Annotated in this window: 15 protein-coding genes; 11 read left to right on the top strand and 4 right to left on the bottom strand. The window is 43.5% G+C overall.

Translation table 11 applies throughout. From position 1 onward, the window contains the following. Positions 1-50 precede the first annotated feature (50 nt). Complete coding sequence (locus CDO84_RS14015) at positions 51-1790, top strand: diguanylate cyclase domain-containing protein (RefSeq protein ID WP_040082129.1); 1740 nt, start codon at positions 51-53, stop codon at positions 1788-1790. A gap of 37 nt (positions 1791-1827) precedes the next feature. On the opposite strand, the gene CDO84_RS14010 is transcribed toward CDO84_RS14015, so the two are convergent. Next, the gene (locus tag CDO84_RS14010) at positions 1828-2319 is read right to left on the bottom strand and encodes a GAF domain-containing protein (protein WP_014664995.1); all 492 of its coding nucleotides are present in this window, start codon (positions 2317-2319) and stop codon (positions 1828-1830) included. 126 nt (positions 2320-2445) lie between these two features. Between CDO84_RS14010 and refZ the strand changes: the two genes are divergently transcribed. Next, positions 2446-3069: a transcriptional regulator RefZ gene (refZ, locus tag CDO84_RS14005; protein ID WP_040082131.1), complete on the top strand. Its 624-nt coding sequence runs from the start codon at positions 2446-2448 to the stop codon at positions 3067-3069. On the opposite strand, the gene hisJ is transcribed toward refZ, so the two are convergent. Next, positions 3066-3872 (bottom strand): histidinol-phosphatase HisJ, encoded by an 807-nt coding sequence (gene hisJ / locus CDO84_RS14000; protein WP_040082132.1) that lies wholly within the window; start codon positions 3870-3872, stop codon positions 3066-3068. The two genes, refZ and hisJ, sit on opposite strands and share 4 nt — an antisense overlap. Before the next feature lie 196 nt (positions 3873-4068). Here hisJ and ezrA point away from each other — a divergent pair, with 196 nt between their 5' ends. Next, a complete protein-coding gene (gene ezrA, locus CDO84_RS13995) occupies positions 4069-5772 on the top strand; it encodes a septation ring formation regulator EzrA (RefSeq protein WP_040082134.1) in 1704 nt (567 codons plus the stop codon). Between the two features lie 104 nt (positions 5773-5876). Here ezrA and brnQ read toward each other — a convergent pair whose 3' ends face one another. Then, positions 5877-7214: a branched-chain amino acid transport system II carrier protein gene (gene brnQ / locus CDO84_RS13990; RefSeq protein ID WP_040082135.1), complete on the bottom strand. Its 1338-nt coding sequence runs from the start codon at positions 7212-7214 to the stop codon at positions 5877-5879. 201 nt (positions 7215-7415) lie between these two features. On the opposite strand from brnQ, the gene CDO84_RS13985 reads away from it, so the two are divergent. The 5 genes from CDO84_RS13985 (at position 7416) to CDO84_RS13965 (ending at position 13450) form a co-directional block, all read left to right on the top strand. Further along, positions 7416-8561 (top strand): cysteine desulfurase family protein, encoded by a 1146-nt coding sequence (locus CDO84_RS13985; protein ID WP_040082136.1) that lies wholly within the window; start codon positions 7416-7418, stop codon positions 8559-8561. 3 nt (positions 8562-8564) lie between these two features. Then, positions 8565-9770, top strand: a complete 1206-nt coding sequence (thiI, locus tag CDO84_RS13980) for a tRNA uracil 4-sulfurtransferase ThiI (RefSeq protein ID WP_014664989.1) — start codon at positions 8565-8567, stop codon at positions 9768-9770. Between the two features lie 93 nt (positions 9771-9863). Then, positions 9864-10073, top strand: coding sequence for an alpha type acid-soluble spore protein SspA (gene sspA, locus CDO84_RS13975; protein WP_003223491.1), 210 nt, complete (start codon positions 9864-9866; stop codon positions 10071-10073). 178 nt (positions 10074-10251) lie between these two features. Then, a complete protein-coding gene (mbcS, locus tag CDO84_RS13970) occupies positions 10252-11841 on the top strand; it encodes an acyl-CoA synthetase MbcS (protein ID WP_014664988.1) in 1590 nt (529 codons plus the stop codon). Positions 11842-11860: 19 nt separating this feature from the next. Next, positions 11861-13450 (top strand): amidohydrolase, encoded by a 1590-nt coding sequence (locus CDO84_RS13965; RefSeq protein ID WP_040082139.1) that lies wholly within the window; start codon positions 11861-11863, stop codon positions 13448-13450. 31 nt (positions 13451-13481) lie between these two features. Here CDO84_RS13965 and CDO84_RS13960 read toward each other — a convergent pair whose 3' ends face one another. Beyond that, positions 13482-14285 carry an NAD kinase gene (locus tag CDO84_RS13960; protein ID WP_040082141.1) on the bottom strand — a complete coding sequence of 268 codons (804 nt, stop codon included), beginning with the start codon at positions 14283-14285 and terminating at the stop codon, positions 13482-13484. 185 nt (positions 14286-14470) lie between these two features. Between CDO84_RS13960 and sppA the strand changes: the two genes are divergently transcribed. The 3 genes from sppA to CDO84_RS13945 all read left to right on the top strand — a co-directional run bounded on the left by sppA (position 14471) and on the right by CDO84_RS13945 (position 16740). Further along, positions 14471-15478 (top strand): signal peptide peptidase SppA, encoded by a 1008-nt coding sequence (gene sppA, locus CDO84_RS13955; RefSeq protein WP_014664984.1) that lies wholly within the window; start codon positions 14471-14473, stop codon positions 15476-15478. Positions 15479-15490: 12 nt separating this feature from the next. After that, positions 15491-15985 carry an RDD family protein gene (locus CDO84_RS13950; RefSeq protein ID WP_014664983.1) on the top strand — a complete coding sequence of 165 codons (495 nt, stop codon included), beginning with the start codon at positions 15491-15493 and terminating at the stop codon, positions 15983-15985. Positions 15986-16059: 74 nt separating this feature from the next. Beyond that, positions 16060-16740 (top strand): DUF2953 domain-containing protein, encoded by a 681-nt coding sequence (locus tag CDO84_RS13945; protein ID WP_040082143.1) that lies wholly within the window; start codon positions 16060-16062, stop codon positions 16738-16740. Positions 16741-16743: the final 3 nt, after the last annotated feature.

The raw sequence follows: 16743 nt of genomic DNA, 5'->3' as shown, positions 1-16743 counted from the left end.
TTATGATATAATAAACAAAAATTAGTGGTAAACTTTTAGGTGATAAAAACATGGTAGAACAAACTAAAGATCAATTATCCGCCTTTCATTATCATATGCTCGATTTTTTATTAACCAAATCGGAAAAAGTCACATTCACCGACTCTTTCATATGGCTGACTTCGGCTATTCAAACCTATTTTTCAACCCTTTGTGTTTCGCTTACACCGTCATCATCAGACTTTGTGACAAAACTGGCAGATGGTGAAGCCCGTTTTTCCGTTTCAAAAATAAACGCTTCATGTTATCTGATAGAGGACGGCTCAGGCAGGCGTTTCCATCTTGCATGCAGGCAGGATGAAGAGATTCCTGAAGGGCTTCCGGATGTAGTTGCTTCATTTTTAAACCAGTCGATGAAACAAGAAAGACTCTATAACAAAACGATCTACCAAAAAAAAATATACAAAATGACAGAGCTGTTCCATTCACTGCTTGATCAGACAGATGTGCTGAAGCAGCTTTTAGAAAGCTTGACCAGCACATTTTCTCTTTTTGAGTTTTCTTTATTTATATCGCACGATCAAGACCAATGTTTAGGGGTTCCTGCAAAAGAGCTGTATATGGAAGGGGAAAAATCCGATTCCTTTGCGCTCAAAGTGTATTTGTCCGGGGATATTTTGCGGAAAAATGAATCGGCCGCCTATATTCCGATCAAAGGACAGCAGGGCACATATGGGGTTTTGAAAGCTGAGGGAACGGGCGACAGCTTTCTTACTGATTCCTGCCTTGATGAAATGTCGCTGTTAGCAAACGCGGCGGGAAAAGCGTTTGAAAATGCCCAGCTCTACGAACAATCAAAAGCAAGCATCGCAAATTTGGAATTGATCAATGAAACATCACGCCGCTTGAATCAGCGGCTGACACTGACTGATACAATGAATGATCTGGCTGTGAGAATGGCAGAATCGTTTCAGGCAGAAGAAGTGGGATTTTTTCATATCGACCATTTTGAAAATCTAGCATTGCTCCCAGGAAGCACAGCATTTTTTAAAGAAGCGAAGCCATCAGACTTTTATAATGAGCTGAAAGAAAAGCTGTATGAAGGTGAAAAAGGGGTTTTCATCGGGAATGGCCAGTCTGTTTTTGGGCAGGCGGGGTACGGCTCGCTGATGGCTGCTCCGATGATTCAAAACGACCGTCTTTTAGGCTTTGCGGTTTTATTGAAACAGGAGCTGTATGCTTTTACATTTGAAATGTACAAGCTGTTTCAGGCGCTGATTCATCACGCGACACTGGCTGTAACCAATTCAATGCTTCGCGACCGTTTGGAGCATCTCGTAAAAACAGATCAGCTGACTGAACTGTATTCACGGGCGTATTTAGATGAAAAAATTCAATACAGCATGAAAATCCACCAAAAGGGTGTTTTTATTCTAGTTGATATTGATAATTTCAAGAATGTAAATGATACGTACGGCCATCAGACTGGGGACGAGATTTTAATTCAAGTTGCTTCAGTGATTAAAAGCAACATCCGAAAGCATGATGTCGGTGCCCGCTGGGGAGGCGAGGAGCTTGCGGTTTATTTGCCCAATGTGCCGGTTGCGGTGGGGAAACGGATTACCGAGCGGCTGGTTTATGCGGTCAGAAAAAATACGAAACCCAAGGTAACCATTTCCTGCGGTATCTCATGCTGGACGACAGAAACAAGAAAGTCTCTGAAAGAGCTTGTGCATGAGGCTGATGAAGCGCTCTATAGCGCGAAACGGAGCGGGAAAAACCGCTTGATGATTCATAATTCAATAAAATGAAAAAAGCCCAAAACGATGTCAGTTTTGGGCTTTTATATTACTGCGCTAACGCTTTTTCTAGCTTTTCGGCAAATTGAGTTAAGTATTTTTCATCAATTTCGTCGAAACGGTTTTTCACTGGACTGTCGATGTCTAAGACGCCGACCATTTTTCCGTCTACACGAATCGGAAGCACAATTTCTGATTGAGACGCTGCATCGCAGGCGATATGTCCCGGAAACGCGTTTACATCCTCCACACGCTCCACTTTTCCGTTTGCGTACGCTGTGCCGCAAACCCCTCTGCCGAAAGGAATCCGAACACATGCCGGAAGGCCTTGGAATGGACCTAACACAAGCTGTCCATCCTCTTCTTTGGCAAAATAGAAACCAGCCCAGTTGACCTCAGGGAGCGAATGATACAGCAATGCTGAGGCATTTGCATAGTTAGCTATTGGATCTGTTTCGTCTTCGGTCATGGCTTCGAGCTGTTTTAGCAGAAGCTGATAGTCTTTTTCTTTATCTCCAGATTGTTTTTCGACATGGAACATGGAAAACCCTCACTTTTTCTATAATATAAAACAAAGTTCCGGCTTTTCTGCCGGCATTTGTCGATAAGTTCTTACAGGAACAGCGGCTTCCTGCTTGAATAATATCAAGAGGAAGGAGTGAGCCGTATGAAAGTAAGCACCAAAGACAAAATTATTGAATCTGCTGTCATGCTTTTTAACCAAAAAGGATTTTCTGGCACGTCTGTCCGTGAAATCGCAAAGTCAGCTGATGTAAATGTTGCGCACATCTCCTACTATTTTAAAGGCAAAGGAGGCTTGATGGAACACTTAGTTTCAGAGTTTTACGAAGGCTACAGCAAAACGCTTGAAACAGCGGCAAGCAATATCTCTTCTCAAAGCACGCAGGAACAGCTTCTCCAATTGGTTTTCGATATTTTATCCTATCAGCATAATCATCGTCAATTAACTCGTTTTGTCTACCGGGAAGTCACAATTGACTCCACGTTAATCAGGGAAATTATGTCGACATATTTAATGAAGGAAAAGTATATCTTCCAGCTGATCATTGAGGAAGGAGAAAAACAGCGTGAACATTTAACACTGCCGCTGCCTCATTTTATTCTTCAATTAAAATCTCTCTTGATGATGCCCTATCTCCAGCCTCAATATATTTCAGAAGTGCTCTACATGCAGCCGCACGAGCCATATTTTTATAAAATGTATTTTGAAGAGATCAAGATTTGGATCAAAAGCGTCTTCCGGACAGGAGACGTGGCGCTCACCAATTAGCATCGTTCCAAAAACGCCTCATACGCATATCCGACATCTCCCGCTTGATGGGCATCAGACCCAAACACAAGCGGGATCTTCTTTTGCTTCGCTTCATTCAGCATCCAATCCTCGATATAAATACCGCCAGCGTACATTTTTCTTAAGCCGGAAGTATTGAAGTCGAGCTCCATTCCGTTTTTTTCAATGGCATCCAGACACTCAGAAACGATACCGCGAATATGCTCTGACATGCTATACGGAAACAGCTTGATGAATTTTTGGACGAGTGTGATGTGACCGACTCTTTTTGGCTTATAGACGCCGAGTGATGCTACAATGGAAGAATAGATACTCCGGTAATATTGTTCATATACAGCTTCAATGCTTCCGCAGGCTGAAATCAGCTCTTTAAAGGTATGCTCGTCATAATCAAGGCACAGATAGGAAGAGCCTGTGCGCAAAAAATGAACGGATAAGATGCTGTCATCTAAATATGGCCCGTATGTATCCAGGAATAATGTAATTTCATCTTCAAATCCAGCAATATAATCGACTTCAAGCCCCGTCCGGATAGAAAGCTGTCCGCCATATTCTTTTTTTAATCCGGAAATTTCATGAATATAGCGTTCCAAAGAAGCTTGCGCCATCGCGCTGTCCTTCAGCGGGGTGGGATCGGTGAAAGAGGGCGGCAATGGGGCGTGTTCGGTAAAAGTAATCGATTCGAACCCTTTTTTTAAGGCTTCTTCTGCATATTGTCTGAGTGTGTCATTGGAGCCGTGAGGGCAAAATGGTGTGTGAATATGTCCGTCTCGCTTTTGCATTGATGTCACCCCATGAAAAAATAGTCAAATCCTGCCGATTTTGCACAAAAAGTTTTTGATTTCTGGTCAAAAAATGTTTGTTACATGGTATCATAATAACAATGAAAACGACAGTTTTTCTCAATACATATCCTGAAATCTTTCTGAATAAATAAAACACCCTGACAGATTAAGGTAAACAGCAAGGGGGCTCATTATGGAGTTTGTCATTGGATTATTAATTGTACTGCTTGCGCTGTTTGCGGCAGGCTACTTTTTCAGGAAAAAAATCTACGCCGAAATCGACCGGCTGGAATCGTGGAAGATTGAAATTCTGAATCGGTCGATCGTGGAAGAAATGTCCAAAATTAAACATTTAAAAATGACGGGTCAGACAGAAGAGTTCTTTGAGAAGTGGCGTGAAGAATGGGATGAGATTGTCACAGCCCACATGCCGAAAGTTGAAGAGCTCCTTTATGATGCCGAGGAAAATGCAGACAAATACCGGTTTAAAAAGGCCAATCAAGTGCTCGTTCATATCGACGACTTGCTGACAGCGGCGGAATCAAGCATTGAAAAGATTCTTCGGGAAATCAGCGACCTTGTCACAAGTGAGGGAAAGAGCCGTGAAGAGATTGAACAGGTGAGGGAGCGCTATTCGAAATCTCGAAAAAACCTGCTGGCATACAGCCACCTTTACGGGGACCTTTATGACAGTCTTGAAAAGGATCTGGACGAAATTTGGAGCGGCATCAAACAATTTGAAGAAGAAACAGAAGGCGGAAACTATATTACTGCACGAAAAGTATTGCTTGAGCAGGACCGCAATCTTGATCGGCTTCAGTCATACATAGATGACGTGCCGAAGCTGTTAGCTGATTGTAAGCAGACGGTGCCAGGCCAGATTGCAAAGCTTAAGGACGGCTATGCCGAGATGAAAGAAAAAGGGTACAAGCTTGAACATATCCAGCTTGATAAGGAATTAGAAAATCTGTCAAATCAGTTAAAACGGGCGGAGCATGTCCTGATGACTGAGCTGGATATTGATGAAGCGTCCGCAATTCTGCAGCTTATTGATGAAAATATTCAATCTGTTTATCAGCAGCTGGAGGGCGAAGTTGAAGCCGGTCAATCTGTACTAAGCAAAATGCCTGAATTGATTATTGCTTATGACAAGCTTAAAGAAGAGAAAGAGCATACGAGGGCGGAAACTGAGCTGGTGAAGGAAAGCTACAGGCTGACAGCCGGCGAGCTCGGCAAACAGCAGGCTTTTGAAAAGCGCCTTGATGAAATTGGCAAGCTGCTATCATCTGTTAAAGATAAGCTCGATGCAGAGCATGTCGCCTACTCACTTTTAGTAGATGAAGTTACTTCAATAGAGAAGCAGCTTGAAGAAGTGAAAAAAGAGCATGCCGAGTATCGTGAAAATCTGCAAGCGCTCAGAAAAGAAGAGCTTCAGGCGAGGGAGACGCTCAGCAATTTGAAAAAAACAATTTCTGAGACAGCAAGACTGCTGAAGACTAGCAACATTCCAGGCATTCCGGGCCATATTCAAGAGATGCTGGAGAACGCGCATCATCACATTCAAGAGACAGTCAATCAACTAAACGAACTTCCATTAAATATGGAAGAAGCCGGAGCCCATTTGAAGCAAGCAGAAGATATCGTCAACAGGGCAAGCCGGGAATCAGAAGAACTTGTCGAGCAGGTCATCCTCATTGAAAAAATCATTCAGTTCGGAAACCGGTTCAGAAGCCAGAATCATATTTTATCTGAACAGCTGAAAGAAGCGGAAAGACGTTTTTACGAATATGATTACAGTGAAGCGTATGAAATAGCAGCAGCCGCAGTTGAAAAAGCCGCACCGGGTGCTGTCCGAAAAATAGAATCGCAAAAGACAAAAGAGCATCAATACCAATAAAGAGTATATAAAAGGCCGGCGCATACATGCTCGGCCTTTTATATGTATTCAGAATATAAAAAAGCCTTATTGGATGTGTATCCAATAAGGCTTTTTGGTTTTCGCTAGTTGATATTAGCTGGTTTTTTATTCGAACCTGTAACAAGAGAAATCAGATAACCGGCAACGCCTCCAATGATTGCAGGTAGGACCCAGCCAAATCCTAAGCTGTAAAGCGGCAGCGATTGACTGAGAACTTTATTTAAAGAACCGAGAGGAATGCTTGCGGCATTCAGGCCATCGATAATGCTAAAAATACCAGTTGCGATCAAACAAAGAATATATACTTCACGTCTGCCTTTAAATGATTTTTCAATAAATGAAAGCAGAATGATAACAATTGCTAACGGATAAATAGCTGATAAAATAGGAACTGAGAACAAAATGATATTTGACAGCCCAAAGTTAGAAATAATAAAGCTGAACACAGTGACAATCGTTACAACGGCTTTATAAGATAAAGAAGGAATCAGCTTTGAGAAATAATTTCCGCATGAAGAGACAAGGCCAATGCTTGTAGTCAAGCACGCGAATAGGATAGCGACGCCTAAAATGATATTTCCTAATGATCCGAACAGGTGCTGTGAAGATTCAGATAAAATTTTGCTTCCTGAACCGAGGAGTCCTACAGAATCTGTACTTGTTGCTCCTAAATAGGCGAGTGAAACGTAAACTAGACCGAGTCCCGCTGCTGCAACAAGTCCCGCTTTAATACATACAGAAGCAACTGATTTACGGCTGGTGATGCCTCTGTCCTTAACAGCATTGACAACGACAATTCCGAACACAATAGAAGCAAGTGCATCCATTGTTTTATAGCCTTCTAAAAATCCTTTAAACAATGATCCGGAAGCATACGCTTCAAGCGGTGACCGAATGTCCCCCATCGGCGTTACGATGCTTTTGATGACTAATATAGCAATAACAGCAAGCAAAATAGGTGTTAAAACTTTTCCAATACGGTCAACAAGCTTTGTAGGATTTAAAGCCAGATAGTACGTAATAGCGAAAAAAATAAATGTGAAAACAAGCAGCGCGACCCAAGAAGGTATCCCGCTTACAAACGGTACAGCGGCAATCTCATAAGAGACTGTGCCTGTCCGCGGAATCGCGAACAGCGGTCCGATTGTTAAATAAAGAACGACAGTAAAAATTGTTCCGAAGACTGGATGTGCTTTATCAGCAAGGCCTTTGGCATCCGTCCCTGTTAAAGCGACAGCTACAACACCTAAAAGCGGCAAACCGACACCCGTCACGAGAAAGCCAGCCATCGCTTTCCAAACATTTTCCCCGGCTGCTTGTCCAAGTTCCGGCGGAAATATCATATTTCCTGCACCAAAGAACAGTGCAAAGAGCATAAGCCCAATCGCGATCGTTTCCTTGGCTGATAGTGATGATTTCATAATGTATAAGTCCTCCTAATTTTACTATGGTAGAATATTCTGTCAATTAATTGTCAGATAATATGACGAAAGTAACAAATCTAATTATAGGTGAATGCATGAAGAAGTCAATAGTAATTTTATTTACTTTTTCAGCAGTAATTTGTTATGGTAACATATAAAATTAGTTTTGTATCGCTTTCATATTAAAGGAGTAAAATGATGTTATATTTAGACAATAGTTCAACAACGAAGCCTTATGATGAAGTCTTGAACGTGTATGAACAGACAAGCAGCCGATATTTTGGCAATCCTTCATCTTTGCACCGATATGGAGCCGAAACGGAACAGCTGCTTCAGGCAGCCAAAAATCAAATCAAAAGGTCCTTAGGCCTAAAAAAATATGATATTGTATTTACGTCAGGCGCCACAGAAGCCAATAATGCAGCTTTAAAAGGAGCCGCTTTGTCAAAAATAAAAACAGGCAAACATATCATTACCACTTCTATTGAACATCCATCCGTTACGGAATCGTTAGAACAGTTGAAAGAGTTGTTCGGGTTTGATGTTACTTATCTTTCAGTGAATGAAGACGGATTTGTTTCTATTGAAGAACTAAAAAAAGCCATCCGTCCCGATACCGTCCTAGTCAGCATGATGCATGTGAACAATGAAGTCGGTTCCGTGCAGCCGATTGAAGAGGCAGGAGAAGTGCTGAAAGAGCACTCGAACATTTTGTTTCACGTTGATTATGTGCAGGGCATCTATAAAGTGCCCTTGGCAATTGAAAAGGCCGGTATTGATCTATGTTCAATATCAGGGCATAAATTTCACGGTCTAAAGGGGACAGGCGCACTTATTGTAAAAGAAGGAACACGCCTTATTCCGCTCATAACGGGAGGCTCTCAGCAAAAAGGCATACGGGCCGGAACGGAACATACTGCGGGTGCGGTTTCGCTTGCCAAGGCCATTAATCTTGCCGCTGCTGATTTTGCTGCACGGCTTGACACGATGACTGCCGCAAAGGAATTGTTTATGAAAAGGCTGAGTGAAATTGAGGGCGTCGTTATCAACACGCCTCAAATGAATAGCGCACCGCACATTATTAATTTCTCTGTTCCGGGGATGAAAGCAGAAGTGCTTTTACACATGCTTGAAGAACAGGATATATTCGTCTCCACAACGTCTGCTTGCTCAGCAAAAGAACATAAGCCCAGCAAGGTTCTCTTAGAGATGGGCAAAGGAGAGCAGATTGCCGGAAGCAGCATCAGAATCAGTTTAAATTACAGCCAGACTAGCGATGTGGCAGAACCGTTTATAAACGCGCTTCGTCCTGGCATCAAAAAATTAAGGGAAATGATGAGGTAGAACATGAATTACGATCATATATTAATTCGTTTTGGGGAAATTTCGACCAAAGGCAAAAACAGAAAAAGCTTTATTGAGCGCTTAAAACAAAACGTGAGACTCGTTTTGAAAGACTATCCGAATTTGAAATACTTTTCCAATAGGGATCGCATGACGATTACATTAAATGGTGAGGACCCTGAGGCTCTTTTTCCTCATTTAAAGCAGGTGTTTGGGATTCAAAGCTTCAGCCTGGCGATTAAGTGTGACAGCCGCCTTGATGATATTAAGGCAACTGCTTTGCAGGCTATCAAGGATCAGTATAAACCAGGTGATACGTTTAAAGTTGCGACAAAGAGAGCGTATAAACAATTTGAATTAGATACAAACCAGATGAACGCTGAAATCGGCGGTCATATTTTGCGAAATACAGAAGGCTTGACGGTCGATGTCCGCAACCCAGACATCCCGCTCAGAATCGAAATCAGGGAAGAAGCAACATTTTTGACAATTCGTGATGAAAAAGGTGCAGGCGGGCTGCCGGTTGGTTCAGCAGGAAAAGCGATGCTCATGCTTTCCGGCGGTTTTGACAGTCCTGTGGCCGGTTTTTATGCAATGAAACGGGGGCTGTCGGTAGAAGCTGTTCATTTCTTCAGCCCGCCATACACGAGTGAGCGCGCAAAGCAAAAGGTAATGGATTTGGCAAAATGCCTGTCCCGTTTTGGGGGAAGCATGACGCTTCATATCGTTCCATTTACAAAAACGCAAGAGCTCATCCAAAAACAAATTCCTGAAAATTACACGATGACGGCAACCCGCCGCCTTATGCTCCAGATCGCCGACAGAATCAGAGAAAAGAGAAACGGGCTTGCCATCATTACGGGAGAAAGCCTCGGTCAGGTAGCGAGCCAAACGCTTGAAAGCATGTATGCGATTAATGCGGTGACGTCAACACCGATTTTGCGCCCGTTAATCGCCATGGATAAAACAGAAATCATCGAAAAATCACGGGAAATCGGCACTTATGAGACAAGCATTCAGCCGTTTGAAGATTGCTGCACGATCTTTACGCCGCCAAGCCCGAAAACACGCCCAAAAAAAGAGAAAATTGAACACTTTGAAAGCTTTGTTGATTTCGAGCCGTATATTCAAGAAGCGGTTGATAACATTGAGACAATGACCCTGTATAGCGAACAAGAGGCTAACGATAAATTCGCTGAACTCTTTTAAAGCCATTTCTAGCTCCTGTATACAATTACCAAAGTTTTTGTGAATGAAGCCATGTGTTTTAACACATTCTATACTCACAAGGAGGTGAGACACATGGCTAACAATAACTCAGGTAACAGCAACAACCTTTTAGTACCAGGAGCTGCTCAAGCGATCGACCAAATGAAATTAGAAATCGCTTCTGAATTCGGTGTAAACCTTGGAGCAGACACAACTTCTCGCGCTAACGGTTCTGTTGGAGGAGAGATCACAAAACGTCTTGTATCTTTTGCTCAACAAAACATGGGCGGAGGACAATTCTAATTTACAATTTCACATAATGGCTTTGGAGTGGGGGAATCCCCACTCCTTTTCATTTTTTACATATAAAAAAGGACCAGCGGCCTATAAAATCTATGTTTACAGAGGTTGTTTTTAGGCATATCCTTACGGAAAGAGCCTGTATTTATGTATAATGGGTGGAGAAAGTGAGGAGTTGTTCGTGTTAAAACGTGAAGATTTAATTGCCCCTATGCAATATAATTTAGTGAATGAAATGGAAAAGTTCAGTGCCGCTGGACAAAAAACCGCTCTTCTATGGGAGGACGAGTCGGGCAAGCAAGAATCATGGTCGTATGAAAAGCTGATGGAAGAAACAAATAAAATCGGAGCGGTCTTAGCTGATCTTGGCTTTAAAAAGGGAGACAAGCTGATTGTAATGGTTCCGCGGGTGCTAGAAGCCTATGCAGTTTATTTGGCTATCCTGAAATCTGGAATGGTTGTCATTCCGTGCTCTGAAATGCTTCGTGCGAAGGATCTTGAATACCGAATTGAACATGCAGAGGTAAAAGGCGCCATTGTCTATTCCGAATTTATCGGCGCTTTCCGTGATGTCAGTACGGCTGACAAACTGATTACACTGTCTATTGGTGAGAATGATGCCGGCTGGAAAAATCTCTTATCAATTGAAGCGGACGGAAGCCAATTTAAAACAGCTGACACAACAAGAGATGATATGGCTTTCTTATCTTATACTTCCGGGACAACAGGTCAGCCGAAAGGTGTTGTACATACACACGGATGGGCATTTGCTCATTTAAAAACTTCTGCCGGCGCTTGGCTTGATATTTCTGAAAAGGATATCGTCTGGGCGACTGCTGCCCCTGGCTGGCAAAAGTGGGTGTGGAGTCCATTTTTAGCGGTGTTAGGCAGCGGAGCAACGGGTTTTGTGTATCATGGCAGATTCAAAGCAGAAAAATATTTAGAGCTTTTAAACCGCTACAAAATCAATGTTTTCTGCTGTACGCCGACAGAATACCGCTTAATGGCGAAGGTCGAAGGCTTGGACCGCTTTGATCTTTCTGCCCTTCACAGCGCTGTTTCAGCAGGTGAGCCGCTCAACCGTGAAGTCATTGATGTTTTCCAAAAGCATTTCGGCATTAAGGTACGGGACGGATACGGCCAAACAGAAAGCACGCTTTTAGTCGGTGTTTTGAAAGATACGGCTATTAAACCGGGAAGCATGGGAAAACCAACACCGGGAAATCAGGTGGAAATCATTAATGAAGACGGTGAAGTCTGCAAACCTGGTGAGGTTGGCGATATCGCTGTTCACCTCAGCACGCCTGCGCTCTTTAAGGAATATTTTAAAGATCCGGAAAGAATGAAAACACAAATTCGCGGCGATTATTTCCTAACGGGAGACAGAGCGAGAAAAGATGAGGAAGGTTACTTCTGGTTTGAAAGCCGAAATGACGATATCATTATCAGCTCCGGCTACACGATCGGGCCATTCGAGGTGGAAGACGCGCTTGTTAAGCACCCTGAAGTAAAAGAGTGTGCTGTTGTCGCAAGCCCTGATGAAATCAGAGGCTCCATCGTTAAGGCATACGTTGTCCTGCAAAATCATGAAAAACGAAGTGATGAGCTTGTCAAAATACTGCAGAATCATGTGAAGACGATTACCGCTCCATACAAATACCCAAGAGAAATTGAATTTGTGGAAAGCCTGCCGAAAACGGCTTCTGCAAAAATCAGACGAGTGGAATTAAGAAAACGTGAAGAACAGCTCAAAGCCAATAAAAAGGCGTAAAGAAAGAGAGTGAACGTGAATGAAGGCGATATGGCACGGCGGTTTCATTTATACGATGCTCGAAGAAGGCGATCGGACAGAGGCAGTTTATGTTGAGGATGGTGTCATAAAAGGCACCGGCAGCTATGAACATCTGAAGGAAAAGTACAGCTCCCCGGAAACAGAAGAAATCAGCCTGAATGGAGCAGTGATGTTCCCCGGTTTTGTTGACAGCCATCTACATTTGATCGGCCACGGCGAAAAACAGCTTCAGCTTGATCTGTCCGCACTGACGTCTAAAGAAGCGATTGTACAGGCTGCAAAGGAAAGAGAGCGGCAGCTTCCTGAAGACGAGTGGCTCATTGGAGAGGGCTGGAATGAAAATCAGTTTGAGACACCGGACTATTTAAATAAGCATGATCTAGACCGCCTGTTTCCAGACAGGCCCGTCTTGCTCAAGCGAGTATGCCGGCATGCAATAGCCGTTAATTCTGCGGCTCTTCTAGCGGCGGGAATTTCAAGAAACACTCCTGATCCTGACGGCGGCGTCATCGTAAAAGATGCAAATGGAGAGCCGACGGGCCTTCTTTTTGATAAGGCGCAGGATTTGATTCTGAAGGCTGTCCCGCCGGTCTCCCAGCACTACGTTGATGAGGCATTAACGGCTGCAATAGAGGACTGCTGGACAAAAGGCCTGACTGGCGGACATTCGGAAGACTTGTCCTATTATGGCGATGTTTCGGTGCCGATGAAAGCTTATGAGAAAGTTGCCGCTAGCGGAAAGTATCCGTTCCGCTGCCATCTGCTCGTTCATCATGAGGCTGTCGACCGATGGGAGGAGCTGGAGAAGCCGTCCGGCCCGTATGTGGAGTTTGGAGCGATGAAAATCTTTGCGGACGGGGCGCTTGGCGGGAGAACGGCTTTATTGAAAGAACCATATCAGGATGATCCATCAACTCAGGGGGTTCAGGTTCATGATGACGAAACCCTTGGCCGGCTCATTCGCAAAGCGAGAGAAAAAGGGATGGAGGTTGCTGTTCATGCAATCGGCGATCTTGCTTTTGAAAAAGTGCTCAACGCAATAGAAAAGCATCCGCCCCAAAACGGTCGGCATGACCGGCTTATTCATGCTCAAGTGCTTGATAGCGAATTAATCGAGAGAGCAGCAAACATGCCGATCGCGCTTGATCTTCAGCCGCATTTCGTTGCAAGCGATTTTCCGTGGGTCATTGACCGTCTCGGAAAAGACCGGATGAAGACTGCATTTGCCTGGAAAACCTTAATGTCTAAAGGCATTTTATGCGCGGGCGGTTCAGACGCTCCGATTGAGCCTGTTGACCCGCTTCTTGGGATCCAGTCCGCGGTGCTTCGCAAGAGCAGTCATGAGCATAACGGGCCAAGCTATAATGAAAGTGAATGTTTATCTGTATATGAAGCGATAAAGCTTTATACAGAAGGAAGCGCCGGAATCATTTATAAAGAGAAGTCACGCGGGAAAATTGCGGAAGGCTATGACGCGGATTTTACCGTTCTCAGTGGTGATCCGTTTGCCATTGACCCCGCACAGCTTCATCTTTTAGATATTAAAAAAACCGTGATCAACGGTCAGATTGTATATGAGAAATCATAAAAGGACAGGCTGCTGCCTGTCCTTTTATTTTCTATAAAAAAGTACGCTTCACTTTTTCCCAAAATGAATTGTCCTTTAGTTTGACTGTTTTGATTTTCTTATTAGACAGTTTGATTTCGATCGTTTTCACATTTCTCGTGCTGAGTGCTTCATTGTCCAAGCCGATGATTGGGTGTTCGTTGCCGTCTTGCACCACACGAAGGGTCAGCTTTCGGTCAGAGCTGAGGACAAATGGCGAGCCGAGTGTCCGGTAGGTGTTATTGTTAAGGGATGCAAGCTCTGATACCTGCATGCATGGAAGCAGCGGATCAACAACCGCTCCTGCAACAGACTTGTTATAGGCGGTGCTGCCTGTAGGCGTTGAGATAATCATCCCGTCACCTCTAAACGTTTCAAAGTGCAGATCGTCAATCAGCACGTCCATCACAAAGGTTTTAATGATACTTGAACGGATGGATACCTCGTTTAAGCAGTGAAAAGGACTGGCATGATCCACTGTCACTTCAATCAGCGGATATTTTCTGACTTCAATTTGTTCAAACGTCATGGCATCGACCATTTTTTCTCGCTCATCACTATGAAAGTCGCAATATAAATGAGCTTTCCCCTTTTTGGTAATGCCGACGTACAAGCAGTCGTCGCGAAAATTCGTCTTTCTGACTGCCTGCAAAAATGTGCCGTCCCCGCCAATGCTGGCAATAATATTGGCATCTGAGTGCTGGTTCACAACGGTAAATCCATGCTCTTCAGCCAATTGTGTTAACGAGCGGGCTTGTTCGTTTGTTTCCTGGTCCTGTTTGTGAAAAAAATAAACATTACGGCGTTGTTCGGTCATATCCCATTTCCCCTTTGCTGTCATATTTAAGTTTTTCTGCCATCCAGTATTTGTGATAAAATACCTTTGGCCATAAGTGTACCACGTTTGCCGGCAGCCCGTTAAGCCGGAGCTTTCTCATGAAGTGAAACATTTTTCATATTGAATCGTATAATGAGAGAGTTTGGGAAAAAGGAGGAGAAAAAATGAATGCAAAAAGATGGATCGCATTAGTGATAGCTCTGGGGATTTTCGGCGTGTCTATTATCGTCAGCATCTCTATGAGTTTCTTTGAAAGCGTCAAAGGCGCTCAAACGGATCTTACATCATTGACGGATGAATCGCAGGAAAAGACACTGGAAAACGGCAGTCTCTCAAGTAAAATTGCCGTATTAGAGGTCAGCGGCACCATCCAGGATAATGGGGATTCAAGCAGTCTGCTTGGTGCAGACGGATATAACCACAGAACGTTCTTAAAAAACCTTGAGCGCGCAAAAGATGACAAGACGGTCAAAGGTATCGTTCTGAAGGTGAATTCTCCGGGCGGCGGAGTATATGAAAGTGCTGAAATACATAAGAAGCTGGAAGAAATCAAGAAAGAAACAAAAAAACCGATTTATGTGTCGATGGGATCGATGGCGGCATCCGGCGGCTATTACATCTCAACGGCGGCTGATAAGATTTTTGCGACACCGGAAACCCTGACCGGGTCACTCGGCGTCATTATGGAAAGCGTCAATTATTCAAAGCTTGCCGATAAGCTCGGCATTTCTTTTGAAACAATTAAGAGCGGGGCTCATAAGGACATTATGTCTCCTTCCCGTGAGATGACGAAAGAAGAAAAAAACATCATGCAATCGATGGTTGATAATTCGTATGAGGGCTTTGTTGATGTTATTTCAAAAGGCCGCGGCATGTCGAAAGCAGAGGTAAAGAAAATTGCTGACGGCCGCGTGTATGACGGGCGTCAGGCGAAAAAACTGAATCTCGTTGATGAGCTTGGTTTTTATGATGACACTATTTCGGCGATGAAAAAGGATCACAAGGATTTGAAAAACGCTTCTGTCATTTCTTATGAGGAAAGCTTCGGATTAGGCTCATTGTTTTCCATGGGCGCAAACAAAATGTTTAAAAGTGAAATTGATTTTTTAAATATGAGAGAAATGCTTTCGCAATCCGGTTCGCCGAGAATGATGTATCTCTATGCGAAGTAGGAGGGAACAATAATGGACGCGACATATGAAGAGTTAGAGCGCAATGACATCAAAGGCCCGCAAGAAGCGGAGCAGCTGACACATGCCTATGCTGGCTTTTGGGTTCGTTTCTGGGCTTTCCTGCTTGATTGGCTCGTGGTATGGGGATTAAACCATTTACTCGTTTCTCCCCTCTTTACCGTAATGGATCTGCCGAAATCATCCGGCATGTTTACCTTCTCGGCCTACAGTGTGACAACGCTTATTGTTTATCTTGCCTATTTCGCACTAATGACAAAATACTTTAGGCAGACGCTGGGTAAAATGGTGTTCGGCCTCAAAGTGGTTTCTGTGAAGCAAGATTGCAAGCTGACATGGAGTACAGTGATTTTTCGTGAAGTGGTTGGACGGTATATTGATAAGATTTGGATTTTATATATCGTTGTTGCTTTTTCACCTACAAAACAAGGGATTCATGATTACATCGCGGATACCACCGTGGTGCATGAAAAATTATACCGCAAATAACTGATAACCCGGACCTCTGTCCGGGTTTATTTTTTTAGGATTTGGCGATAATGCTCCTAGAGGAAGTGAAGAATATGGTGTATGCACTGACAGCCATTCTTATTCTCATAGGGGTCGTACTGCTTCTCAGAATGAAAATCCATGTTGCGCTGGAGTATCTTCATGCCGATGATAATGACAAATTGACATTGAAGATTACGGCGCTGTTTGGCCTGATAAGGATCAAAAAAACAATCCCGGCGATTAAGCTGAACAAAGAAGACGGAACAGTGGATATCAAACAAAAAACTGAATCTAAAATGAAAAAAAGCAGCGGAAAGAAGAAAATCACACAAAACGATGTGCAGCAAAGCATTAATAAGATTGAAATGCTTTTGCATCAGGTCACCAGATTACGGAAAATAAGTGCCTCTTTTCTCGCGCATTTACATATCACAAAGCTGGAATGGATTACAGTTATCGGAATTCAGGACGCGGCAGTGACAGGTGTGATAACAGGTGCTGTATGGGGTGTGAAAGGCGGTATCGCAGCGATGCTCTACGACCATCTGGACTTTGTAAATAAACCTGTTTATGAGGTGATCCCTTCGTTTCAAGTCCCGGTTTCCAAGACCCATTTTCAGTGTATATTCTTTTTTCGCTTTGGACATGCTATGCTTGCAGCTTTCAAATTCGTCAAATACGGACGGGAGCTATCCGTATTAAAGAAGAATCCGTCGGCTCGAATGACTTCAAAGAATGATTCATCAGTTTAAGGA

The organism is Bacillus sp. MD-5 (assembly GCF_002201875.1).
GTDB lineage: Bacteria > Bacillota > Bacilli > Bacillales > Bacillaceae > Bacillus > Bacillus stercoris.
The sequence above is the reverse complement of the archived record's forward strand: the minus strand, read 5'-3'. Positions and strand labels throughout refer to the sequence as shown.